15 protein-coding genes are annotated in these 24,749 nt (G+C 63.2%); 9 read left to right on the top strand and 6 right to left on the bottom strand.

The window, feature by feature from the left end:
• Positions 1-115: 115 nt before the first annotated feature.
• Both KW845_RS23965 and KW845_RS23960 read right to left on the bottom strand, forming a co-directional pair.
• Positions 116-2,344 (bottom strand): NADP-dependent isocitrate dehydrogenase, encoded by a 2,229-nt coding sequence (locus KW845_RS23965; RefSeq protein ID WP_218371865.1) that lies wholly within the window; start codon positions 2,342-2,344, stop codon positions 116-118.
• A 248-nt stretch (positions 2,345-2,592) separates the two neighbouring features.
• The gene (locus KW845_RS23960) at positions 2,593-3,585 is read right to left on the bottom strand and encodes an AraC family transcriptional regulator (protein ID WP_218371864.1); all 993 of its coding nucleotides are present in this window, start codon (positions 3,583-3,585) and stop codon (positions 2,593-2,595) included.
• 231 nt (positions 3,586-3,816) lie between these two features.
• Here KW845_RS23960 and KW845_RS23955 point away from each other — a divergent pair, with 231 nt between their 5' ends.
• Positions 3,817-10,494: an autotransporter outer membrane beta-barrel domain-containing protein gene (locus tag KW845_RS23955; RefSeq protein ID WP_218371863.1), complete on the top strand. Its 6,678-nt coding sequence runs from the start codon at positions 3,817-3,819 to the stop codon at positions 10,492-10,494.
• A 112-nt stretch (positions 10,495-10,606) separates the two neighbouring features.
• Here KW845_RS23955 and KW845_RS23950 read toward each other — a convergent pair whose 3' ends face one another.
• A complete protein-coding gene (locus KW845_RS23950; RefSeq protein WP_218371862.1) occupies positions 10,607-11,026 on the bottom strand; it encodes a CBS domain-containing protein in 420 nt (139 codons plus the stop codon).
• Between the two features lie 239 nt (positions 11,027-11,265).
• Between KW845_RS23950 and KW845_RS23945 the strand changes: the two genes are divergently transcribed.
• The 3 genes from KW845_RS23945 to KW845_RS23935 all read left to right on the top strand — a co-directional run bounded on the left by KW845_RS23945 (position 11,266) and on the right by KW845_RS23935 (position 14,025).
• The gene (locus KW845_RS23945; RefSeq protein WP_255592898.1) at positions 11,266-11,748 is read left to right on the top strand and encodes a DUF2231 domain-containing protein; all 483 of its coding nucleotides are present in this window, start codon (positions 11,266-11,268) and stop codon (positions 11,746-11,748) included.
• A complete protein-coding gene (locus tag KW845_RS23940; protein ID WP_218371861.1) occupies positions 11,745-13,028 on the top strand; it encodes a sorbosone dehydrogenase family protein in 1,284 nt (427 codons plus the stop codon). The genes KW845_RS23945 and KW845_RS23940 overlap by 4 nt, the downstream gene beginning before the upstream one ends.
• A 259-nt stretch (positions 13,029-13,287) precedes the next feature.
• Positions 13,288-14,025 (top strand): haloacid dehalogenase type II, encoded by a 738-nt coding sequence (locus tag KW845_RS23935; RefSeq protein WP_255592896.1) that lies wholly within the window; start codon positions 13,288-13,290, stop codon positions 14,023-14,025.
• Here the strand turns inward: KW845_RS23935 and KW845_RS23930 are convergent.
• From KW845_RS23930 to KW845_RS23920, 3 genes are all read right to left on the bottom strand, one after another.
• Entirely contained in the window at positions 13,956-15,158 is a 1,203-nt protein-coding gene (locus tag KW845_RS23930) for an alpha-hydroxy acid oxidase (protein ID WP_218371859.1), read from the bottom strand. The two genes, KW845_RS23935 and KW845_RS23930, sit on opposite strands and share 70 nt — an antisense overlap.
• Positions 15,159-15,238: 80 nt before the next feature.
• Positions 15,239-16,054 carry an IclR family transcriptional regulator gene (locus tag KW845_RS23925; protein ID WP_218371858.1) on the bottom strand — a complete coding sequence of 272 codons (816 nt, stop codon included), beginning with the start codon at positions 16,052-16,054 and terminating at the stop codon, positions 15,239-15,241.
• A 98-nt stretch (positions 16,055-16,152) separates the two neighbouring features.
• Positions 16,153-19,782 (bottom strand): AAA family ATPase, encoded by a 3,630-nt coding sequence (locus tag KW845_RS23920; RefSeq protein WP_218371857.1) that lies wholly within the window; start codon positions 19,780-19,782, stop codon positions 16,153-16,155.
• A 334-nt stretch (positions 19,783-20,116) separates the two neighbouring features.
• On the opposite strand from KW845_RS23920, the gene tssA reads away from it, so the two are divergent.
• The 5 genes from tssA (at position 20,117) to tssE (ending at position 24,746) form a co-directional block, all read left to right on the top strand.
• Entirely contained in the window at positions 20,117-21,658 is a 1,542-nt protein-coding gene (gene tssA / locus KW845_RS23915; protein WP_218371856.1) for a type VI secretion system protein TssA, read from the top strand.
• Between the two features lie 26 nt (positions 21,659-21,684).
• Entirely contained in the window at positions 21,685-22,203 is a 519-nt protein-coding gene (tssB, locus tag KW845_RS23910) for a type VI secretion system contractile sheath small subunit (protein WP_218371855.1), read from the top strand.
• Between the two features lie 3 nt (positions 22,204-22,206).
• Positions 22,207-23,694 (top strand): type VI secretion system contractile sheath large subunit, encoded by a 1,488-nt coding sequence (tssC, locus tag KW845_RS23905; protein ID WP_218371854.1) that lies wholly within the window; start codon positions 22,207-22,209, stop codon positions 23,692-23,694.
• A gap of 101 nt (positions 23,695-23,795) precedes the next feature.
• On the top strand, positions 23,796-24,281 hold the full coding sequence (locus KW845_RS23900) for an Hcp family type VI secretion system effector (RefSeq protein WP_218371853.1): 486 nt from the start codon (positions 23,796-23,798) through the stop codon (positions 24,279-24,281).
• 45 nt (positions 24,282-24,326) lie between these two features.
• Positions 24,327-24,746: a type VI secretion system baseplate subunit TssE gene (tssE, locus tag KW845_RS23895; RefSeq protein WP_218371852.1), complete on the top strand. Its 420-nt coding sequence runs from the start codon at positions 24,327-24,329 to the stop codon at positions 24,744-24,746.
• The last annotated feature ends 3 nt before the right edge of the window (positions 24,747-24,749 follow it).

The following is a 24,749-nucleotide window of genomic DNA, read 5'->3' as shown; positions in this document are numbered from 1 at the left end:
TTGCCAAGCTCGATGGCGCACACGTGCGGCGTGTCGGTCGAAAGCCGGCAATCCGTGAGGACTGCCGGCTTTTTCATGCCGGCGGCAGGTACGCCCGCCGCTCATCCGCCATCGTTCAACCGATAGACGCCAGCACCTGGTTCAGCGTGGCGCTGGGGCGCATGGCCTGGATGGCCTTGGCTTGGTCTGGCTGGTAGTAGCCGCCGATGTCCATGGGCTTGCCTTGGGCGGCTTTCAGTTCGCCGAGGATCTTGGTTTCGAACTCGGCAAAGGCGCTGGCCGGCGCCTTGAACTGCGCGGCCAGCGCGCTGTCTTCGGTCTGGGCAGCAAGCGCCTGGGCCCAATACATCGCCAGGTAGAAATGGCTGCCACGGTTGTCCAGGCCGCCCACCTTGCGTTCCGGCGATTTGTTGTGGTCCAGGAACTGGGCGGTAGCCTGGTCCAGCGTGCTGGCCAGCACGCTGGCACGGGCATTGCCGTGCGCCTGGCCCAGGTGGTCCAGCGAGGCAGCCAGGGCCATGAATTCGCCCAGCGAATCCCAGCGCAGGAAGCCTTCTTCCAGGAACTGCTGCACGTGCTTGGGCGCGGAACCTCCTGCACCGGTCTCGAACAGCTGGCCGCCTGCCATCAGCGGAACAATGGACAACATCTTGGCGCTGGTACCCAGTTCCATGATGGGGAACAGGTCGGTCAGGTAGTCGCGCAACACGTTGCCCGTCACCGAGATGGTGTCTTGGCCGGCGCGAATGCGCTCGAGCGAGAAACGGGTGGCATCTACGGGACTGAAGATGTGCAGGTCGAGGCCTTTCGTATCGTGGTCGGCCAGGTACTTCTTGACCTTGACGATCAGCTGGGCGTCGTGGGCGCGCTGTTCGTCCAGCCAAAACACGGCGGGCGTCCTGGTCAGGCGCGCGCGGGTCACGGCCAGCTTGACCCAATCCTGCACGGCGGCATCCTTGGTCTGGCACATGCGCCAGAGATCGCCGGCCTGCACCGCGTGCTCGAGCAGCACGGTGCCGGCCGCGTCGGTCACGCGCACGGTACCGTCAGCGGGAATGACGAAAGTCTTGTTGTGCGAACCATATTCTTCGGCAGCCTGGGCCATCAGGCCGACGTTGGGCACGCTGCCCATGGTGACCGGATCGAACGCCCCATTGGCCTTGCAGTCTTCGATGACGGCCTGGTACACGCCTGCGTAGCAGCGGTCCGGGATCACGGCCTTGGCATCCTGGAGCTGGCCGGCGGCATTCCACATCTTGCCGGAGTCACGGATCATGGCGGGCATGGACGCATCGACGATGACGTCGCTGGGCACGTGCAGGTTGGTGATGCCGCGATCGGAGTTCACCATGGCCAGCGCGGGCAGCGCCTGGTAGGCGGTGTCGATATCGGCGGTAATGGCGGCCTGCTGGTCGGCTGGCAGCGCCTGGATCTTGGCGTAGAGGTCGCCAATGCCGTTGTTGGGGTCGAAACCCACTTGCTTCAGGGCATCGGCATGGCGGGCCAGCACATCCCGGTAAAACACCGATACCACGTGGCCGAAGATGACAGGGTCCGAGACCTTCATCATGGTGGCCTTCAAGTGCACCGAGAACAGTACTGCCCGGGCCTTGGCGTCAGCGATCTGGGCCTGCAGGAAGCTGCGCAGCTTCGCGGTGGACAGCACCGCCGCGTCGATGATCTCGCCGGCCGTGACCGGGGTCTTTTCCTTCAGCACGGTCTTGCTGCCGTTGGCGGCGGTCAGTTCGATCTTCACGTCGCCGGCCGCGGCCACGGTGGCGGACTTTTCGCTGCCGTAGAAATCGCCGTCATCCATATGGGCGACATGAGACTTCGAATCGGCGCTCCAGGCGCCCATCTTGTGCGGGTGCTTGCGCGCGTAGTTCTTGACCGACAGCGGGGCGCGCCGGTCGGAGTTGCCCTCGCGCAGCACTGGGTTTACCGCGCTGCCCTTGACCTTGTCGTAGCGCGCCTTCACGTCGCGCTCGGCGTCGTTGGCGGGTTCGTCCGGGTAGTCGGGCAGCTTGTAGCCCTGGGCCTGCAGTTCCTTGATGGCCGCCTTCAGTTGGGGCATCGAGGCGCTGATGTTGGGCAGCTTGATGATATTGGCGTCGGGCGTCACCGCCAGGGCGCCGAGTTCCGCCAGCGCGTCGCCGATTTTCTGGCTGTCGTCCAGGTAATCGGGAAACAGGGCAATGATGCGGCCGGCCAGCGAGATATCGCGGGTTTCAACCGTAATGCCGGCGGATTTGGCGAAGGATTGGACGATGGGCAGCAGCGAATGGGTAGCGAGTGCCGGGGCTTCGTCGGTGAGGGTATAGATGATCTTCGGAGTAGGAGCCATAGTAGTCGGATGTGCCCGGACGCGAATACGGATCCAGGCATGCTTTGCCGGACATCGTTGCCGATGTCATCGTAGGATGGGGTGGGGCCCTTGGGTCGGCGCAATCGAGCGTCTTCCCACCATGACGGAAACCCTTCCTTTTATGGACTGCGCTGGATAGGTGTGACCAGACATGTAAGGGCATTGTAATCCGGCAAAGCCCGATTGGGTACAACTCTTATAGAAGACTGGGCGCCTACATTCAGTTACTAGTTGCGCGTTTGTTGCGGCGTTTCGCCGAACGCCTGGCGGTACGCCCGAGAAAACTCGCCCAGGTGGGTGAAGCCGAAACCTGTTGCGACTGCACTGATTTTGTCCGCATTGCCGGCCTGCAAGGCTTGCCGGACCGCTTGCAGGCGCTGCATGCGCAGCCATTGCAACGGTGATTGCCCGCATTCGTCATGGAACAAGGCTTGCAGGCGCCGGACTGACAGGCCGCAATGGCTGGCGACCATGGCCACCGGCAGGCGTTCGCCCAGATGTTCAAGCATGTAGGCTTGCGCGCGGCGCATGGCCTGAGGCGCGGAGGGCGGTGGCGCCGGCCACAGGTACGCCGCCATATTGTGCGGTTGATGCAGCAGCAGGGTGGTGGCGACCAGCATCTCGATTTGGGCCAGCAAGGCTGCCTGGGTGATGTTCTGGTCCTGGCTCAGGCCCGAGCATCGCGCCACCCATTGCAACATGGGCTGCAGCGCTTGCCAGCTGGTCGTATACAAGGGAATGACCGCATCGAAACAGATGTCGGGCGCCTGGTCATGTCCTGTCAAACGGTGCCAGGCCTCGGCGATGGCGGTGCGGTCCAGGCGCAGCAGGACCTGTTCGTAGTCGTGGCTGACGCTGAAGTGAAACCGCCTGCCGGGGCTGATAAGAAAGGCTTTATCCGGCGAAACCTCGATGCGGCCCCCATCGAAATAAAACACCGCCTGCCCCTGGGTGGGCAGCACCAGCAGGTAGTAGCCGTCCAGGCATTGGCAATCGGGGTCGATGCTGATGTCCGCCCCATACCCGTGCCTGCTCTTGAGCAGTGACAAGCGCCCGCAAGGAACAAGGTCCAGCCGGCTGTGGAGGATACGCCCGCGTATGACTTGCAGCCGATATGAATTGAGTACCTGACCTATCCGCTGCCGTGCCTCGTCGGGGTCGGCAGTATCCACGATTCGATACTGCTCGAACGGCACTTGGGCAAACAGGGAGGCGGTCATCTGATTTCACATGTGCGGGTTGCCCACATATTACTGGGTGCATCATGCCATGCGAAAAAAAAGGCGCTTTTCCGACAGCCAACGGCGCACAACCGATAGACGGCACACGGGGCCGGCATGACCATGACGCGCTGTGCATGCCTGTCGTACCCATCGATATAGCAACCCGTCTGTACTCACTGCGGGACAAGCCCTTGTGGCATTCACCTCGCGCCTGCCGGAAACCTGAAAATGAAACGAATTGCAAGCCCAGTCGCGTTGACCATCCTGGTATCGACGCCCGCGCTCGCGGACAACACGTTCATGGTCCAGACCCTTACGCAGCGCATCGAGTCGATGGCCGTCAGCGACAGTGATGATGCCACGGTGGGGGTGCAGCACATCAACCGGGGACCCGCGGGCACCGATGATAACTACGACGGCGGCGACGCTCATTCCGTTACGGCCTCGAACCCCAACCCCATTTCCATGACGCCGTCGTCCACCGATAACCTGGTCATCGGCTTGCAGGCCGCCAGTATTGGCGGCAAGGGTTATACGTCGGATTACAATGACGATGGGGGCAATGGCGGCGATGGCAACGCGGTGACGATCACCAATACTGCCGGCTCGGATATCACCATTTCTGGCTCGGCCACGTTGCAGAATGGCGTCATCGGCCTGCTTGGAAGCTCTCGAGGCGGTGATGGCGGATCGCTTAATCCCAGTGACCTAGAACTTGATCACTACGGAGGTACGGCCGGCAGCGCCGCGAATGTCACGGTCATCAGCCAGGCCACGGTTTCGCTCGGCACCGACAGCACGCCCCTGAATGGAGGAAGCCACACTGCTTGGGGGGTGGTCGCCCAGAGTATTGGCGGGCGTGGGGGCCTGTACGCCAAAGGCGCCGGCGCGCACGACGGCGAGCCCACCGGAAACGGCGGGGGCGGGGGGACGGTCACGGCGAACGTGACGGGTGATGTATCGGTGTACTGGAACCCCTCATCCCAAAGTTCGGACGCCTGCGGCGGCAACGACGCGTTGGGCGTGGAACACTGCAGCAGCGTGGCTGCCGTGGTGGCGGCCAGTGTCGGGGGGACCGGCGGCGTGGTCACCTGGACCGATGATCAGGGTGGCAAAGGCGGCCACGGGGCCCAGGCAACCGCCAATGTCGGGGCGCAGCTCTCCAACACCGGCACCATCACCAACATTATCGCTTCAACCAGCCAGGCAACGCTGGACGATAGCGCGGCCATCATGGCTATTTCGGCAGGTGGCCATGGCGGCGACTACGGAACCGATGATGGGACCGGAGGCGATGGCGGCGACTCTACAGGTGCCACCGCCAATGTTTACTATTCCAACGTGACGACCTTCGGCGATAGCCTTGCCGGTGTGCAGGTGCTATCGCAAGGCGGGGACGGTGGCGGTAACGCTCCTCCTGCCACGAGTAGTGACGATTCGAACGGCGGTAATGGGGGCGCCGCAGGGCCCGCTGCGGCAAACCTATATAGCAGCGTAGTCAGGACGTCTGGCGCCATGTCTTACGGCGTATTGGTTCAAAGCATAGGTGGCTTGGGCGGCCTTGGCTCGAATCAGGGTGGCCAAGGCGCCGGAGGAGGTTCGGCGACTGCCAACCTGGACATAGGCACCACAATCATAACCAGCGGCGATTACGCCGCCGCGGTTGTCACGCAATCCCTGGCCGGTGCCGGCGGGTCGGGTGGCGCATGGACCAGCTGGATAGACGGCAGTTCGGGCGATGGCGGTTTTGGCGGCGATGGCGGGACATCCTCCGTGACCACCGACGCGGCCCTGGTTACAACGGGGGACTATGCACACGGGGTCTTGGTGCAGTCCATCGGGGGCAGCGGGGGCACCGGCGCGGCGGCAGGTGGCGTGGTTGCCTTGGGCGGCAGCGGCGGCCGAGGAGGAAACGGCGGTGACGTGACGGGTAATGAGCTGGGAGGGGCCATCAGCACCAATGGGACGGGCGCGATAGGCGGTCTGGTGCAATCCATCGGCGGCGGCGGCGGCAACGCAGGCAGTGCATCCGGTGTGATCTCGGTCGGGGGCACGGGCGGTACCGCCAGTGCCGGTGGCACCGTCGTTGTCGATTGGTCCGGCGGGATCACCACCAGTGGCGAGGCGGGTATCGGTTTATTGGGACAGTCCATTGGCGGTGGCGGCGGCAACGCCGGTTCGGCGTTGGGCGTCTCTGCGGTAGGAGGTAACGGTGGCGCCGGGGGAGGTGGTGGCACCGTCACCCTGAATCTGAACAGCGGCGGCGCGATCGATACGTCGGGCCTGTATGCGCACGGCGCAGTCGCCCAGTCTATCGGCGGCGGCGGGGGCAATGGCGGCAGTGTGTTCAGCCTGGCGATCAACGCGGACGGTTCGGTCCCGCCCGCCCTGGGCGGGCGCGGCGGTGTCGGCGGCAAGGGCCAGCAAGTCATGGTTAACGGCCAGGAAACCAGGATCGACACCGAGGGCAACGGGGCTATCGGCGTGCTGGCGCAGTCCATCGGCGGGGGCGGGGGATCGGGCGGGTCCTCGATGCAGGACTCGCTCTCTGTCGTGAGCCTCGTGATAGGCGGGGCGGGTGCCGACGGCGCCAATAGCGACGACGTGACAGTGAAGATGGAAAACTCCACCGTCAGTACGCAAGGCAGCGCCGCGCCCGCGATCGCGGCTCAATCGATTGGCGGTGGAGGCGGCAATGGCGGCGCCGCACATGGCAAAAGTGTGAATGCCTTTTTTGGCACCGACATGGCGATCGGGGGCAGCGCTGGCAGCGGCTCGGGCAGCGGCACGGTAACGGTCGACTTAACGAATTCAACCATTACCACGGCCGGAGGAAAGTCCAACACATCGATATCGGATTCGTATGGCGTCCTGGCCCAAGCCATCGGAGGCGGGGGCGGCAACGGCGGCAGCGCCCAAGCCAGCAACCTGGACCTCGGTATTCCCACCGGCGACGGCTCGCTGGCGATCTCCACGACCTTGGCCATGGGCGGCTCGGGATCGAGCGGAGGCAACGGGGGCATCCTCAACGTCAACCTGACAGACGGCGCCAGTGTGTCGACGGGAGGCATCGGCTCGCATGGCGTGCTGGCTCAGACGATCGGCGGGGGCGGCGGCGCGGGCGGTGCATCGCATGCCATGAGCACCAGTTCCTCGGCCCCAGGCTCCGACGCTACCCTGCAAATCCGCGTCGCCACCTCGCTGGGAGGCAGCGCCGGAGACGGCGGCCATGGCGGGCAAGTGAACTTGCTTGTGGACGGTACGTCGTCCATTACCACGAACGATGATTTTTCCAACGCGATGATGGCGCAATCCATTGGCGGCGGAGGCGGCAATGGCGGCGTCGGCAGTAGTAAAACGGGCGGCGCAGGCAAGGCCATCTCGGCGACCATCGGCGTCGGCGGTACGGGCGGCGGTGGCGGATATGGCGGCGAGGTGACCGCCCAGCTGGACGCGGGCTCCCTTTTGCAGACCTATGGCTCAGGGTCTCGTGGCATGTTGCTGCAATCGATCGGCGGCGGCGGCGGCGCGTCGCAGGGCGGCACCGTCAAACTGTCCGGCTCCGGCGGCGATGACGACGATGATGATGGAGGCTATTCGGCAAACGTTGGGGTATCGCTCGGCGCTACGGGAGCCGCAGCCGGCGATGGCGGTACCGTGAACGTGACCGCGCAGGGCGCTATCAAGACGACGGGCGGTGATGCCGACGGCATCCTGGCGCAGTCCGTCGGCGGGGGAGGCGGCCTGGCGGGGTCGGCGGGCGCCGATGCGGGCGGGGCGGGCAGCAGCGGTTCGAGTACCGATGCGCTGCTGGGTGACGACGACGATGATTCAAACTCGTACACCATGAACCTGGCCGTCGGGGGTAACGGCGGCATAGCGGGCGGTGGCGGCGAGATTTTCCTGAAGAACTTTACCGGTACCGTCGCGACCCAGGGGACTTACGCGGACGGCATCGTATTGCAGTCCATCGGCGGCGGCGGCGGCGCCGGTGGCACCGCCACGGCATCGGGTGTCACGGGCTCTACCAACGTGACCATGGCCGTAGGCGGCCAAGGGGGGGCGGCTGGAAACGGAAGCCCCATAAGCCTCGATTTGCAGGGTGATGGCACGATGAACAAAGGGGCCGTTACAACCACGGGGGACGTGGCCTATGGCTTGCTGGCGCAAAGCATAGGCGGCGGCGGGGGCCAGGGCGCTGACGGCTCGGCCAACACGGCGCAATCCAGTGATTCCACCTCTAGCGTGACGTTGGGTGCGAGCGGCTCCAGCCCCAACGGCGGGTGGGGTGGCCAGATATACACCGGCAACGGCGACGACGCCAGCGTCGTCTCGGTATCGACGGCAGGCTTCAATTCCCACGCGATCGTGCTGCAATCCATCGGCGGAGGCGGCGGCACGGCCAGCGTGGCAACGGTCGGCGTGGCGGGCGCTGGTTCGACGCCCAATTTCGACCTGACGCTGGGCGGGGGTGGGGGCAAAGGCGACAGCGGAACCTCTTCTCCGGTGACGAAAAGCTCAGGGGGGGACATCAGCGTCGAGGCGTGGCTGAATGTGCACACGACGGGCGAACATGCATTCGGCCTGGTTGCGCAGAGCATCGGCGGCGGCGGAGGTATCATCGCCTCCGGCGCGGCCTCCAACGTCGACAAGATCGGCATCACCGGTGACGCGACGAGCCAGGGCCTGAACGGCAATGTCATCAACATCACGATTGGAAACTACGGCAGCAAGGCCGGCTCCAGTGATCTCAGCGTGATTTCCACCACGGGCAAGGGATCGCACGGCATAGTCTTGCAGTCCATTGGCGGCGGAGGCGGCATCGCGGGCTATACGGCAAATGGCGATTTGTCGGCCGGATGGAATGGCACGCAAAGCGGCTCGGTCCGAGGCGACTCCAACTCGGGCCGCGACATTATTCTCGATTACACGGGTACGCTGACCACCACCGGCGACGGTGCGTTTGGCATCATCGCGCAGTCCATCGCAGATGGGGGCGGCCTGGCCGGAGACAGTGCCGGCAGCTATGCGGGTTCGGCCTACGACCACTCGAGTGGCGGGGCAGCGGGCAGCGCGGCCGGCAACGTGACGATCAATCAAAATGGCACCCTGAGCATTGCCAGCGCGAATGCCTACGCCATCTTTGCGCAAAGCGATGGCAAGCTGGACAACACCAATGCCATCAATATCAATATCGGCGGCAACGTCCTCGCCACCAATGCCACAGGGGGCGGTGTCTGGATCGACGGCACGGCGCAAACCAATCATGTCACGATCGATTCTGGCGCAATCCTGTCTGCAGGGACGGCCATCAACAACACCGGAACACAGAAGGTCACCGTCACTAATAACGGAACCCTCGCCGGCAACCAGAACCTGAATGGTGACGCCGGCGACCTGGGCACGGTCGAGAACTTCGGCACGGTGCTCAAGGCCGACAGCATCCGCGGGCACGTCATCAACCGTGGCGATTTCCTGGTGGGCGAGTCGTTGGGCGCGGCACGTACGCACGTCACCGGCGATTTCACCCAGGCTGCGGATGGCACGCTGCAGATCGGCGCCGATTTCATAGCCCAGACTGCAGACGCTTTGCAGGTGGATGGTACGGCAACACTCAACGGGAAAATCCGTGTCAACAGCAGCCGCCTGATGCCTGACCGGTCGGTCGTGTTTTTGCAGTCGGACGACATCGACCCCACCGCCACGCTGAAAGGCACATCACCGCTGTTCGATTATTTGACGCAGTATTCCGGCAACCAGGCCACGGTGACAACCGGTCAGGCGCATTTCGATACCCTGTCGGAATCCTACGGGGCGGGGCGCAATCTGCGTGAGCTCGGCACTCATCTGCAAGACATCTGGGAGCGTGGCGGCAACGAAGACCTCGCCGGCCTCTACGCGACACTGGACCACACTGCCGAGAGCGCATCCGCGTTCACGGATGCCTTGTCCAGCCTTTCGCCCGGCATTGCTGCTGCGCCCGCCGCGCTGAAGCAGGCCGACATGGCGCGGTTCGCGAACTCTTTGCTCAGTTGCCCGCATTACGAAGGGGCCGAACTGCGGCTTAGCGAATCGTCTTGCGTGTGGGGAAACATCGCGGCCCGCACCACGAGCGTGGATGGCAGTCACGGCACGTCGTCATTCGACGCCAGCGGCGTCACCTATCAGGTCGGAGTACAGCACCAGATCGCTCCCCAGTGGTTTGTCGGCGTGTCGGCCGCCTACGAGAACGGCAATATCAGCGCCGATGACGGGCGCCAGAGCCTGAGTGGCGACACAGGGTACCTGGGTGCATCCCTGAGGTACGAAAATGGCCCCTGGATGGTGGCGGGGACCTTGTCCGGCAGTTATGGCAGCTATGACAGCACACGGTACATCCGGTTGCCGGGGCTCAGTGCCAGCGCCAAGAGTTCGCCCGATGTGATGTCGCTGGGGCAACGCCTGCGCGTGGCTTATACCCATAACATGGGTAAGGCATACATCAAGCCCGCCATCGACCTGGACCTGATCTACACCCGCATGCCCTCGTATTCCGAGCATGGCGCCGGGGCGCTGAATTTGAATTATGAAAGCAGCGACAATTGGGCGGCCATCCTGACGCCTGGCGTAGAAGTCGGGGGCCGTATCGACTTGGATAAAGGCTACGTGCTGCGGCCTTATCTGAATGTAGGCTTGAGTCTGAGCAGTACCGATCACTGGGACAGCTACGCCAGGTTGGACTCGGCCCCGGCGGGCAGCCGTTCTGCCAAATCCACTCTTGATGCGGGCCGCACGTTCGGACGCGTGACAGCGGGCATGCAATTGTTTGGTGGCGAGCAGTTCGATGTACGCCTGCAGTACGACGGCCTGTTCTCCAGCCAGGTGCGCAGCCATGGCGGAACGCTGAAGGCCAGTTGGCGGTACTAAGTTGGCGGTACCAAGCAGGTTCGTATCAAGCGAGGATGGCGCAATCGAGGCTGGCCACAAGGCAGGTTGCCCATTTTCAGCGTCAAGACGCCATCCTCACTCTGGCAGTCGGTTATCCCGGCTGCGAGATATCAGACAATGCCGCACCGGCCGGCTTGATGCTTCCTGCACCTACCGCAAGGTCGCCCAGCGCCACGATTCCCACTAAGCGCTTATCAGTGTTCACGATGGGCAAACGCCGGACCTGATTGTCGCTCATGATCTGGCAGGCTTTTTCCACAGAGTCATCCTCATACGCCCACACGACCTTTTCAGACATAACGTCTCGTACCCTTGTGCCGGATTCCAGCCCTTCTGCGACGGCGCGGAGCACGATATCGCGATCTGACAGAGTCCCGATCAAGCGATCATTCTCTCCTACGGGCATCAGGCCAAAGTCCCCGTCACGCATTTGGGCTGCCGCATCCTTGATGGTGGCCCCGGGGCTCAAGATTTTTACGTCTTCGGTCATTACGTCTTTAAGCTGTTGCATATTTGCTCCTGTTGATTGAATCCGTCGTCGGCAAAGCTTCCACCCCGAGGAGTAGAAACCGTGTACGCAAGCGTCGGACCTGATCCCTGCAAGATCGGATGATCTTCATTCCAATGCCCAGGGCGCGGCCAGGTTCCTTGGCGGCGTAGATTCTTTCTAAGTAGGGAAAAATGTGCCGGTGCGCCGGAACAATTTGCGCCCTGCGATCTGACCCAGGGGCACAGGTGCAGGCACGTTACTTGCTGCGTCCTTCCACATATCGTGGCCCAGCCGTCTATCAAGGAGGCGATCCAGTGCCCCAAATTGTCGAACCTCGGTATGCCCTGACAGTGCACCCGCTGCATGCCGTATTTCTGGGGGGAACCCTTTCCTTGTTTCTCGGCGCCGCCCTCGCGGATGCAGCCTATGCGAAGTCGTTTGATATCCAGTGGAATAATTTTTCCTCGTGGCTGCTGGTCGGCGGCCTGGTGTTTGGCGGCATCGCGCTGATCTTCGCCATCATCGATCTCTTCCGGGCTCATCAACGCGCACGGGGAATCATCCCGTACGCCGTGGTATTGCTGGCGGCATGGATCGTGGGCTTTTTCAATGCGCTGATACACGCCCGCGACGCATGGGGAAGCATGCCTACCGGCCTGGTCTTGTCGGTGATCACGCTGGTGCTTGCCTGCGCAGCCACATGGCTGGGCTTTCGCACCCCGCATATCAGGGGCGCCGTATGAAATACCTTAGCTTGCTTGCCGTCGTCCCGCTGTCGGCGATAGTGGGCGTATGCAGCGGCCAAGCCGGACCTTCGCAGGTCGGAGCCGCGCCCGAACTGCCCAAGCCCGAACGAGGGCTGCTGCCCGACATGGTGATTGCAAAACCTGCGGAATGGGGGAGCAAAGTGCCGACGGTGCCGGACGGCTATTCGATTACCGCCATCGCGACTGACCTTGAAATTCCGCGACAGATGCTGGTATTGCCGAACGGCGACATCCTGGTGGCCGAGGGCAGGGGGGGCAATGCTGCGAAACTCAAGCCGAAAGACGTGATCGCCGGCATGATCAAAGCCAAGGGCACCAGCCCGGTAAAAGGCGGCAACCGCCTGACTTTGTTGCGCGATGCCGAGGGCGACGGCACCTACGAAGTATCGACTTTCGCCGAAAACCTTAATGCGCCGTACGGTCTCGCATTGGTGGGGAACGAGCTTTATGTTGCCAACCAAGACGCCCTGGTGCGATTCGACTACCAGCCAGGGCAAACCAAGGCGAGCGGGCCACCCGAAACTGTGACGCCGCTGCCATCGGAAATCAACCATCACTGGACCAAGGCCCTGGCCGCCAGTGCGGATGGGCAGTATCTGTATGTAGGCATCGGTTCCAATAGCAACATCACCGAACGGGGCATGACGGCGGAAGCCGACCGCGCCCGTATCTGGCGGGTAAATGCCCGCACCGGTGAACACAAGGCGTACGCCACCGGCCTGCGCAATCCCACCGCGCTGACCATCCAGCCCGATACGGGCCAATTGTGGGCGGTCGTGAATGAACGCGATGAGATCGGTCCGAACCTGGTTCCCGATTATCTGACTGCCGTCCAGGAAGGCGCCTTCTATGGCTGGCCGTACAGCTATTGGGGGCAAAACGTGGACGAGCGCGTCCGGCCACAGGATCCGGACAAGGTCGCCGCGGCGATCAAGCCCGACTACAGCCTGGGGTCGCACGTCGCGGCGCTGGGCGTCGCGTTCTCGATCGATGCAATGGGCGGCCAGTTCGCCAATGGGGTCTTCGTCGGCGAACACGGCAGCTGGAACCGCAACGAGCCCGTCGGCTACAAGGTGGTCTTCGTGCCATTCAGCGAGGGGCGGCCGTCCGGCCCGCCGGTAGACTTCGTCGCCGGGTTTCGGGACAGCGACGGCACGACCCGCGGCCGCCCGGTAGGCGTGACAGTGGACCCGCGCGGCGCACTCATCGTCGCTGACGATCTTTCAAACACGATTTGGCGCATCGCGCCGAAATAGTCCGTTAAATCCTGGGCTATCTCTAGGTTGCCCAGGGAATGAGATGAGGCTGCCGATCATCCGCAAGGGTAGTTTGCCTTGGCTCAGGCAAATCATTAACTTTACATAATATACATTATGCGTATTAAAGCCAAACCCAAAACCGCACTCGACAGCACGGACATTCCTGCCGTATCCGGGTGCTGGCCCTACCATGTCGGTGGCAATCCTGCTTCTCACGTTGGCCCCAGGCGGCCACGACCGGCACTGGAGATTTGAATTGGCCAAAGTTGAAGTCTTGTTTTTCGACGTTCTGGGCACTGTTGTGGATTGGCGCGGCAGCATCGCGGCGCAAGTCGGGGCTTTCTTCAAGCGCCACGACGCCCTGCATATCGACGCCGATGCGTTTGCCGATGCCTGGGTTGGGCGCTATGGCGCCTCGGTCGAGCCCATACGCCGCGGCCAGCGGCCCTTTGCCGGTCTCGATCAGCTCAACATGGAAAACCTGCAAGCCTGCCTCAACGCGTTCGGGCTGCCGCCATCGGCCTTGCCCGGCGCCGACCTGCAAGACTTGAACCGGGCCTGGCATCGCCTCGATCCGTGGCCTGATTCGGTGCAAGGCCTCAGCAAATTGAAGGAGCGCTTTATCGTCGCCCCGCTGTCCGATGGAAACACCCGGCTTCTGGTCGATATGGCCAAACATGCCGGGCTGCCCTGGGACACGATTCTGGGAGCAGATATCTCCAAGGCCTATAAACCCATGCCGCAGGTGTACTTTCATGCTTGTGAATTGCTGGGCGTGGCACCGCACCAGGCGATGCTGGTTGCTGCCCATGACTACGATCTGGACGCGGCGCGACAATGCGGGCTGAAAACCGCCTACATCGCGCGTACCCATGCGCATGATCCGTCGAAAGACCCCGCGGGCAAGCCGCTTGGGGGCTGGGACTATACCGCGGGCGATCTGGTCGAACTCGCCGGCATCCTGGAACAGCGTCCGCCGCGCGGCCATAGATAACTGTCGTCCAGGCCTTGAAACGACGGACAGCCGATCTGCGCCATCACCATGTCCAGCTCGTTGCGCACGATCTGCAGCGCCCGCTCTGCACCCGCCTGGCCCGCTGCAGCTACCGCGTACAGCGTCGGCCGTCCGAAAATCGTCGAGCAGGCGCCCAGCGCCCGCGCAACGGCCACGTCCGAGCCGCGCCTGACGCCGCTGTCCAGGATCAGCGTCATGCCGTTGCCCACCGCCGCACGGATGGCCGGCAGCATGTCCAGCGGCGCCGGCGCGGCGTCCAGTTGCCGGCCGCCATGGTTCGATACCACCAGCCCGTCCACGCCCAGGCGCAGCGCCTCGCGCGCGTCATCGGGATGCAGCAGCCCCTTGATGACCAACGGGCCGTTCCATGCCAGGCGGATGCGCCGTATATGCTGCCAACCGATCATGGGCGCCGGCGTCAGCGTGCCGTACAGATCGGCAACCGCGGCCGCGCTGGCCCCATCCGGCGCATAAGGCTTCCAGTTCTGCATCATGGGAATGCCCCCGGTGCGCAGGTAGCGCAGCACCCAGGCCGGATGGCCCAGTGCTTCCAGCACCACCCCGGGTGTCATGCGAAACGGTCGCGAGAATCCATTGCGCCGGTTCCGTTCGCGGTTCGCATTGACCGGCACATCCACCGACACCACCAGCACCCTGACACGCGCCTCGCGGGCGCGCCTGACCAAGTCGTCGTTGATGCGCTCGTCCCGGGTGCAATACATCTGGAACCATACGTGGTCCGCAGCAATGGCGATGACTTCCTCCCAGGCCGCGTTGCTGGCGCTGGACAACAAGAATGGCACATCGGCCTGGCGGGCAGCCGCCGCCAGCATCAGATCGGCATCGGGTCGGAACAACGCGGCCAGGCCGGTGGGCGAAATACCGATCGGGCTGGCGTAGCGGCGGCCGAACAGTTCCACCGACTGGTCGCGGATGGACACGTCTCGCAAGTAGCGCGGAACCAGGCAATACCGCTCGAAGGCTTCGCGGTTGCGCTGCAGGCACCGTTCGCCGTCGGCGCCGCCGTCAATGAAGTCGAACGCAATGCGCGGCAACTTGCGGCGCGCCAGCAAGCGCATGTCTTCCAGGTTGATGGCGGATTGGATGCTCACGGCGCAGCTCTTTGACATAGCGACGCCATAACCTTAAGCGACCTTGCGGGTGCGGCCGCAAGCCCATGGCCGCTTCTATTTCATATGCTGAACTTGTGTGCGTCGGCCGACAGTGCCCCGGCCACGGCTTGCAGCGCATCGCGCAACTCGGGCAGTCGCTTTTCGCCATACAGATCGGCGGTGCCCATCAGGCAGACAGCTGCGAAGGCATCGCCCCGCATGTCGCGTACAGGCACCGAAAACGCATGTACACCCGGCACGACGTCGCCCAGGTTGACCCCCCAGCCGTGATGATCCGATCGTTCCTGCATTTTCTGCAATGCCTGCAGGCGCATGGTGCCGTGGCCGGCGATTTCCTGGGACACATTGTTCAAAAGCACCTGGCGTGCCTCATCGGCGCCCAGTGTCTGGATGATGGCGATACCGCCTACGGACGTGATCAACGGCCGGCGCGTTCCCGCCTGCACCATCAGGCCGGCCAGCGGCAAGGCCCCTGCCCTGACGCTGCAGACGTATTCGTTGCCGCTGCGCAGCAACAGCAACGAAATACCGCCCATGCGCCGCGCGAACGATTGCAGCAGCGATTCTGCGCGGCGCTGGAACTGTACGCGCGCCGGAATGGCCAGACCCAGTTCGTACATCAGCGGTCCCGGCAGATAGCGCCGGTCGGTGGCTCGCTGGGTGACCAGGCGCTCTTCGACCAGGCAGGCCAGCATCCGGTGCACGGTGCCCTTGTCCTGTTTGCAGGCCGCCGCCAGGTCCGACAGGCGCCAGCCGAAATCCGGGCGTGCCGCGATCACGCGCATGAGCTTGATTCCGCGCCCCAGGCTTTGCGTGCCGGTACGTTCGGGTGCGTCGCGCCCGGGTTGCTCTAAAGCCAAGTGCTCGAGATCCATGATGCGTAACCCTCTCCCCTGCCCGCCCGCACTGCCCGATTGCCGATTTTTCAATCTGGTGCAACGGTTACCGATACGTCAGGCTCGATACCCAGGCCTCAGGCGACACGTTGTGAAATGTCCTTGAGCCGTGCTTGAGCTCTGCGCGCCACCAGTGTAAGGCCCAGCCGGCGGCTTTCGGTGACAGCTTCTTGCCAATGTTCGCGGGCCTTGCCGTATTGGCCTTGCCGGGCAGCCACATTGCCCAATAGAAAAAGATAGTCGCCCCGCATGAACTGGCTGCCGAAGCGCTCCATGACTTCGGCCGCCCGCTGCACCGCGCCCGAGGCCCGTTCAGGTTCGTCATGTTCCAGGTGAGCGCTGGCCAGGAAGAGTTCCAGTGCGGACTGCAGCACCGGCATGCCTGCGCGCGAGGCATCGATAGCACGCTGAATACTGTCCAGGCCACTGCGTTCACCGCGGCGCGCCCGTACCCAGCCCGACAGGCCCTCGGCCAAGCCGCGCCAGAGAGCGAAGTCACCGCTATTGGTCTGGGCGCGCAAGGTGTCGGCGGCCTCGAGGGCTTCGTCGTCATCGCCGCGCTGGCGGTGGATTTCGCCCAGCATGGCCAGGCAAAGAACACGGCTGGCCAGGTGATCCAGATTGTTGGCATCGGCCAGGCCTGCTTTTGCAAAGGCCAGTCCTTCCTCTTCGCGGCCTTGCAGCGTCAGTACCCAACCCAATACGGCCTTGGCGGCACAAACACCGTCCGCGCCCCAACGGGCGAACCGCATGCGCTGATCCGGCTGCCCCCCTAGGCTTTGTATGCAAGTGCGCAGCCAGCGTTCGGCGGCAACCATGTCGCCGGTCAGCAGATAACTGAAGCCGCAGGCGTACTGCGCCCACCCCTGCAAGGCGCTGTCGCTCGTCTGCTCGGCGTAACGATAGATCCGCTCGGCCTGTTGCAGGCTTTCGGCGTGCGTGCGGGTGCTTATCGCCACGGTCCACGCCCCCCATAGCAAGAGGAATTGCGTGTTCGGGTCGTCGTTGCTTTGCTGTAGTTCAATCGTGCGGGCGTACGCCTCGGAGGTCTCGGCGGCCCCGCCGCCCTTGAGCGACGCAAACACCGAGCCGCGCAACAACTGTACTTCCAGTTCGTTCTTGCGGCGGTCTTGCACATCTTCAATGTGGCGCAGCGCCCGCAGGGCGCGTTCGGTCAGCGCCTGGGCTTCGGCCACGGCGGACTGGGCCAGGGCGTCGCGCGCCGCCAGGCACCACCATTCCGAAGCCCTGGCATGCTGGGCCATTTCGAGGTGCCGTGCGATGTAGGCAGACTCCACGGGCTCGGAGCGCGGACTTTGCTCGATCAGGTAATTGGCCACGATCTCATGTTGCAGGCGGCGCTGGCCGGGGCTGAGCGTGTGATAGATCGCATCGCGCACCAGCGCATGGCGAAAATTGGCCGGAATGGCATCGTCGATAAGGCCGCGCTGGCGCAGTTCGGCCAGGACCTCGGGCATGCTCTGGGGATTGACGTTGAACTCCTGGGCGGCGCGCGCCATCAAGACATCGTCCACCTGCCCCGCCACCGCGGCAAACTGCGCCAGCCTGCGGGTACCGGGCTCAAGGTCCGACAAGCGGGCCGCTATCAAGTCGGCAATGACAGGCGTGACACCAATGTCGGCACCCAGCACGACTTGGCGGACCATTTCTTCGGCATAGAGCGGAATGCCATCAGCGTCGTCCACGATGCGCGCGCGCAATTTCGACGACAGGCGTTGGCCTTTGGCTCGGTGCGCCACCAATTCCGCAATAGCTTGGCGCTCCAGCGGCTTGAGCAGCAGTTCATGGGCAGACCATGCTGAACCGCCGAACTCCTCGCGCGCCGTCATCAGTGCCATGGTCGGCGCGGCCTGCACCTGTTTCATCAGCAGCTGGAGCAGCGCGAGGCTGGAATGGTCCGCCCAGTGGAGATCTTCCCATACCAGCAGCAACGGACGGTCCGGTTGGCTGCGGTGGGCCAGGATGGAGAGCAGCGACTGCATCAGGGCTTGCCGCGACAGATCGCTGGCAGCAGCCTGGCCGGCACGGTCGCCTTCTGGAAACAGCACGCGCCGCAGGCCGGCATGCACCGACGAGTCCAGGCCCACCCGCTGGCAAACGGTCTCGACCAATTGGCGCTGATAGTCGGATGAGTCGAGTGCGCCGTCGATGCCTCCCCATTCCAGGGACAAACGCTGCATGATGTACTCGCGCACGGGATAGAACGGCGTGTTGTCATGGCCTTCGTGGCAGGCCAGCAGGCAGATGTCGCCACCGGTATGGCGCACATACTCCGCCATGACGCCCATCAGCAGCGACTTGCCGATGCCAGCTTCCCCGCGCACGGTCATGGCGGTCGGCAACTGGGCTACGGGCAGGCGGGCCCACAGGCGGACCAGGCTGTCGAACTCCCGCACGCGGCCAAACATGCGTCGTACGACTTTGGCCTCCAACTGGAATTCCAATAGGCACAGATGCCGTCCGTGGCGTTTTTCAGCGCGGACGGCGAACTGGTCGGCCAGGCGGTCGCGGGTAGCCGCGCTGAGCAGAATTTCGCACGTGTCGGCCAGATAGGCTAGGCGCATGGCCCGCTGGCTGACCAGCGCGCCAGCGTCGGGCCGGGTGTTCGATTGCACCAATGAAATGTCGGCATGGATGCCCATGCCCACACGCACGCCGGTCGGCAATGACAGGGCCCGGATGCCGCAAGCCAGCTTGGCAGCGGCATGAGCCGGTCGTTCAGTCAATTTGGGATAGCCGAACACGATTGCCAGGCTGTTGTCGGCGCCCACCAATACATGCCCTCCTTCGCTGCGCGCCAGTTCCAGCAGGTGCTTGCGTGCCGTTTGCAGGCCTTGCAATGATTGCTCGGGGTAGCGTTCGGACTCGTCGAGCGTCAACGCCACCGCCAGAACCGCCAAAGGGCAATACTGGCGTTGCTCGACCGGCTGCAGCATATCGGGTTCGAGAGCAGGCAGGGCATTTTCGACCAGGGCGCGCGTTTGTTCCGTGGGCTCGGTGTCGTAGCGTTCGCGCATGATCCCCACGCAATGCTGGTAAGCCAGCAAGGCGGCTTCGCGGTTGCCATTGTCCAGCAGCAAGCGGATCAGGTGGCGATGCGCTCCTTCGTCTTCAGGGTGCGTGTGCACCCAATGCTTGGCGGTATCCAGGGCCTGGTTCAGATGGCCACTGGCGGTCAGTTGAGCCAGCAGCGCCTTGCGGCGTTCGGAAACGTCGCGCTCGATACGTGATTGCCAACTGGTTTTCCAGGCCGTGAACGATCCGCTTTCGGGCAGATCGGTGTATTCCAGCAGGCTGCCGCGGTCATAGTTCAACCGCTGCTCAGGTGTCAGGTCCTCGTAACCCGCCGCACCAATGATGGCCAGCACATCGACCATGATGACATCCGGGTTCAGCGCCAATGTGCTGCTGGTGGATATCCATGCATCAGGGACCGGCTCGAACAATCGGCGCAGCACGAACAGCGCGTGGCGCAGGTTGGCGCGCCCGTCCTTCAAGTCGGCGGGCCATAAGGTGTTGGCCAATTCCGCCCGTGAATAGGGTTTTCCCTGTGCGAGCGCCAGCATGGCCAATAACAGCTTGGGTTTGCTGTAACTGAGCGCACGACGGCCGCTGACATTCGCCACGGCGATATCGAACTCACCGAGCAGACGAAGTTGGATGGGTCGGATCAGGCTGGGATGCATAGGAAGTTGGCTAGAACCTTGCGACCCCGCCAGGCGCTGTCCGCAGACATCGTCTAACTGCCCTGCCTTGTCTTACTCGGGGTCTTTGTTCTTCTCAGTTCATGTCGATTCGATACAGATGCCCCATTGTGGCGTGAAAAGCGTTTAAGAAACGTTAAATCGATTACAGAGAATGTCTCAACTTTTGCGATTTGCTTCAACGGTTCATAAACGCCTGGGTTTCTAACATCGTGCCAAGCACCTGAGTCGTGGCCTTTTGGTCAGACAGGGTTGCTCAGAAATATGCAATTTGTTTCACGTCGTCGACCGCGAGACTCGTAAAGGATAAGCCACTGTGCCTATTGAAGGGTTCGACCGCAATCTGGGCGCCAGCCCGGTCCGCACTGACCAGCCGGTGGGCACCAGCCCGCGGGACGGTGAGGCATTTGCGGCGATGCGTACCCAGATCGACCAGTTGACCGATATTCATGCCACCGCCCCGGTGGATTGGAAGGCAGTGGCGCGCCTGGGCACCCAGGTACTTGGCCAGGAAGGCAAGGACCTGACCGTAGGCGCATGGTTGACCGTGGCGCTGCTTCATATCCGTGGATTGGCGGGATTGGCCGACGGCATCCACCTCTTGCGCGATCTTGTAACGATCCATTGGGACGATATGTCTCCACCGGCCGCCCGCCTACGGGGCCGCCGCAACCAGATCCAGTGGCTGCTGGATCAGTTGAACGAGCGCATCCAGGACACTCAGGTGGAATTTGCCGCACTCCAGCCGGAACTGCATGGCGAATTGCTGGCGGATTGGGAGGCGCTGGATGCTGCGTGGCAGCAGCACGACGATCAGGCGCCGGCTTTCTATGGATTGCGTGCTGCGTTGAACAACCTGCCCGTCGAACGGCCGGCTGCGCCCGCGCCTGAGGCAGCGGCGACCAGCCCGGCGGCGTCGGCCGGGTCGGCAGCGGTCGCCACGATGGCCGCGCCGGCCGCGGGCAGCGATCCAGAGGCGGCCGCGGACGCCGGGCTGGCCTGCCTGCGCCCGCTCATTGACTGGTACCTGGAAGAACACCCCACCCTGCCCTTGTTGTTCAGGCTGAATCGCATCTGCGCCTGGGCCACGCTGGAACAGGCGCCCCCCGCGCAAAATGGCGCGACGCGTTTGCCTGCCCCACCCGACCAAATCGTGGTCGGATTCGAGAAGATCGCGCAAGGGGGCGAACCGCAAGCCGTGATTCATTTCGTGGAATCGCGCCTGATCGGGCATCGCTACTGGCTGGACCTCAATCGTGCTAGCCATGCCGCCTTGAGCCGGCTGGGTGCCACCGATGCGGCTGCGGCCGTGGCCTTTGAAACGGGCCGCTTGCTGTCCCGCCTGCCGCAACTGGCAGAAATGAAATTCAACGACGGCCGCCCATTTGCCGACCCTGACACGCAGGCCTGGCTGGAAGCGCTGGGTAGCGATACCTCGCACGCCGGGGCCAGCGCGGATGGCGCAGACACCGTGACCGAGCTGACGAAGGCCGCCGACGCCGACGCTGTTGCCGGCAAGCTGAATGAAGCGCTGGACAGTCTGCAAGGCGCTGCGCGCCACGCCGGCAGCCAGCGCGACAACTTCCGCCTGCGGCTGGCCCAGTGCGCCCTGCTCCAGCGTTTTGACGCGCGTGCCGACATGCGTCCGCTACTGGCCGCGCTGATTGAAGAACTCGACGCCCACCGCCTGATCACTTGGGAACCGGATCTGGCGCGGCAAGCCTTGAAGCTGGCGGCGGCCGTCGAACTGCGATACGGCGCCTTCGGCGCCGGGCCCAACGATTCCATGCTGGCCCGTCTGGCCGGCCTGGACTTGCGGGCAGCCTGGCAACTTTCGCAGTCAACCGCCGCCGCCTGACCTATCTGCTACCAAGGAGTACTGCAATGGCTACTGATGGATCCGTCGCCCCCAAGGAACGCGTCAACATCGTCTACAAGTCCGCTACCGGCGATGCGCAAGAGGAAGTCGAACTGCCTCTGAAGCAGTTGGTGCTGGGCGATTTCACGCTGCAAGAGTCGGACACGCCGCTGGATGAACGCAAGCCCATCCAGGTCGACAAAGACAATTTCAACGATGTGCTCAAGGCCCAGGGCCTGAACGTCACGATGGCGGTGCCCAATCGCCTGACCGAGGGCGAGAGCGACGAGTCGTTGCCCGTGACGCTCAAGTTCGAGAACATCCGCGACTTCGAACCCGATGCCCTGGTCGAGCAAGTGCCCGAACTGCGCCAGTTGATCGAGCTGCGCGAAGCCCTGAAGTCGTTGAAAGGCCCGCTGGGCAATCTTCCCGAATTCCGCAAGCGGCTGCAGGCGCTCATTCAAGATGAAGGCGCCCGCGAACGCTTGCTGGGTGAATTGGGTGTGCAATCGACGGATCCCGCTTCCGGCCCGTCCAAGGAGTAATCGATGAGCCAGGAATCTCCCCAGCAACAGGGCGCCGCGCAACCCACCGAACAAGCCGGCGGGTCGCTCATCGACCAGTTGATCGAGTCGACCCGTGTCAAGCCCGGTGACGACGCCTATTCCATCACTCGCCAGGGGCTGGAAGCCTTCGTGGCGGAACTGCTCGAACCGAGCCGCGCGCAGCAGAAGGTCAGCCAGGGCCTGATAGACGAAATGATATCGGGCCTGGACCGCAAATTGTGCCGGCAAGTCGATGCCATCATGCATCAGGAACAATTCCAGAAGCTGGAATCGTCGTGGCGCTCGCTGAAGTTCCTGATCGACCGGACCGATTTTCGCGAGAACAATCGCATCGAGATCCTGAATGTGTCCAAGCAGGCGTTGCTGGAGGATTTCGAAGACGCCTCGGACATCACCCGCTCCGGCTTGTACAAGGCGGTGTACACCGCGGAATTCGGCCAATTCGGCGGCGAACCGTTCGGCACCATCGTGGGCAACTATGAGTTCGGCCCTGGCGGGCAGGACATCAAGCTGCTGCAATCGGTGGCCAGCGTTGCCGCCATGGCGCATACGCCGTTCATCGCGGCTGCCGGCCCGCAGTTCTTCGGCATGGACTCGTATGCGGGCCTGCCCAACCTGAAGGATCTGGCCGCGGTATTCGAAGGCCCGCAATACGCGAAGTGGAACGCCTTCCGGCAAACAGAAGATGCCCGCTTCGTCGGCCTGACACTGCCCAACTTCCTGTTGCGTGTGCCATACGGCGACGATACCGTGCCCACCAAACAGTTCCGCTACAACGAAGATGTGTCGGGCGGCAATCAGGAATTCCTGTGGGGCAACGCCGCGTTCGCGTTTGCCAGCCGCCTGTCGGAGAGCTTTGCCCAGTACCGCTGGTGCGCCAATATCATTGGCCCGCAAGGCGGTGGCACCGTTGGCGACCTGCCGGTCTACAACTATGAGGCCATGGGCGAGACGCAGACCAAGATTCCCACCGAGGTGCTGATTTCCGAGCGACGGGAATTCGAACTGGCTGAACAGGGTTTCATTGCGCTGACCATGCGCAAGAACACCGACAACGCCGCATTCTTCTCGGCCAATTCAGTGCAGAAGCCCAAGTTCTTCGGCAACAACAAAGAAGGCAAGGACGCCGAACTGAACTACAAGCTCGGCACCCAGCTTCCGTACATCTTCATCGTGAGCCGGCTTGCGCACTACATCAAGGTGATCCAGCGCGAGAACATCGGTACCTGGAAGGAGCGCACCGACCTGGAGTCGGAACTGAACAACTGGATCCGCCAGTATGTGGCGGATATGGACAACCCGGCGGCCGGCGTGCGCAGCCGCCGTCCGTTGCGCCAGGCTGAAATTACCGTTTCGGATGTGGAAGGTGATCCGGGATGGTACCGCGTGGGTCTGAAGGTACGCCCTCATTTCAAGTACATGGGTGCGTCATTCACGCTTTCGCTGGTGGGCAAGCTCGACAAGAGCTGATCCGCTGACCTGCCGGAACTGGCGTGCCGGCTGCCACCGGCACGCCACCGGTCCTGCATGCAATTGCACCAACTGTCATCAACTGCAAGGAGAAATTTACCATGGCCATGCCGTGCTATCTCACCCTGGAAGGGGAAAACCAAGGCAAGATCGAAGGTTCTTGCGAAGTCAGCGGCCACGAGGGAAAGATCCTCATCCAGGCGGTCGAGCATTCCATCGAACTGCCCAAGAACCCGCAAACCGGCCTGCCCTCGGGCAAGCGCCAGCATCTGGGCATCACCCTGGTGAAGGAAATCGACAAGTCGTCGCCCAAACTGTATCAGGCCCTGTGCTCGGGCGAACAGCTCAAGTCGGTGACGCTCGAGTTCTACCGCATCAGTCCCAAGGGCACCGAAGAAAAGTACTACACCATTCAGCTCGAGAAGGCTGTGCTCGTGGCCACGCGCCTGTGGGTGCCGAACTGCCTGCAGCCCGATAACCGTCAGTTGGGGCACATGGAAGACGTCGGCATGACCTACGAGAAAATCGTGTGGACCTGGGAGCCGGACGGCATCGAATCGGAAGATTCGTGGCTGGCGCCGAAATAATCGCTTGAGGGCGCGGGCCCGGCGGGCCCCGCTTTCCTTGCCCCAATGAAAGAGCTTCGCTTACTGGAACGCGTCGCCGGCCTGGGGGCCGAAGTGCAGCGTTCGCACATTACCCGCGCCGAGGTCCTGGTCGACTCGATCCTGAGCCACCTGCGGCGCATTCTCAACACGCGCCAGGGCAGCGTGCCTATCGACCCCTTGTTCGGCGTGCCGGACTTCACCAACCTGGCCGGGTCTTTCACCGCCGGCACCACGGGACAGATGATCGAGGACATGAATCGCATGATCCAGCGCTACGAGCCGCGCCTGCAGCAGCCGCAGATCACCTTTGCCGAGTCTCAAGACGAGGTCCTGTCGCTGGCGTTTTCCATCACCGGCCTGATTGCCGTGGATGACCGCGCGATACCGATCCGTCTGACGTCGCACGTGGCCGCGAATGGTCGCGTGTCACTGAAAAGGCAATAGGCC

The organism is Bordetella sp. BOR01 (assembly GCF_019218885.1).
GTDB lineage: Bacteria > Pseudomonadota > Gammaproteobacteria > Burkholderiales > Burkholderiaceae_B > Bordetella_A.
This window is presented reverse-complemented; position numbering and strand designations above follow the sequence as displayed.

Coding starts and splice junctions, on each gene's coding strand:
- KW845_RS23965 (WP_218371865.1), bottom strand. CDS start 2,344: ATGGCTCCTACTCCGAAGATCATCTATACCCTCACCGACGAAGCCCCG.
- KW845_RS23960 (WP_218371864.1), bottom strand. CDS start 3,585: ATGACCGCCTCCCTGTTTGCCCAAGTGCCGTTCGAGCAGTATCGAATC.
- KW845_RS23955 (WP_218371863.1), top strand. CDS start 3,817: ATGAAACGAATTGCAAGCCCAGTCGCGTTGACCATCCTGGTATCGACG.
- KW845_RS23950 (WP_218371862.1), bottom strand. CDS start 11,026: ATGCAACAGCTTAAAGACGTAATGACCGAAGACGTAAAAATCTTGAGC.
- KW845_RS23940 (WP_218371861.1), top strand. CDS start 11,745: ATGAAATACCTTAGCTTGCTTGCCGTCGTCCCGCTGTCGGCGATAGTG.
- KW845_RS23925 (WP_218371858.1), bottom strand. CDS start 16,054: ATGGATCTCGAGCACTTGGCTTTAGAGCAACCCGGGCGCGACGCACCC.
- KW845_RS23920 (WP_218371857.1), bottom strand. CDS start 19,782: ATGCATCCCAGCCTGATCCGACCCATCCAACTTCGTCTGCTCGGTGAG.
- tssB (WP_218371855.1), top strand. CDS start 21,685: ATGGCTACTGATGGATCCGTCGCCCCCAAGGAACGCGTCAACATCGTC.
- tssC (WP_218371854.1), top strand. CDS start 22,207: ATGAGCCAGGAATCTCCCCAGCAACAGGGCGCCGCGCAACCCACCGAA.
- KW845_RS23900 (WP_218371853.1), top strand. CDS start 23,796: ATGGCCATGCCGTGCTATCTCACCCTGGAAGGGGAAAACCAAGGCAAG.
- tssE (WP_218371852.1), top strand. CDS start 24,327: ATGAAAGAGCTTCGCTTACTGGAACGCGTCGCCGGCCTGGGGGCCGAA.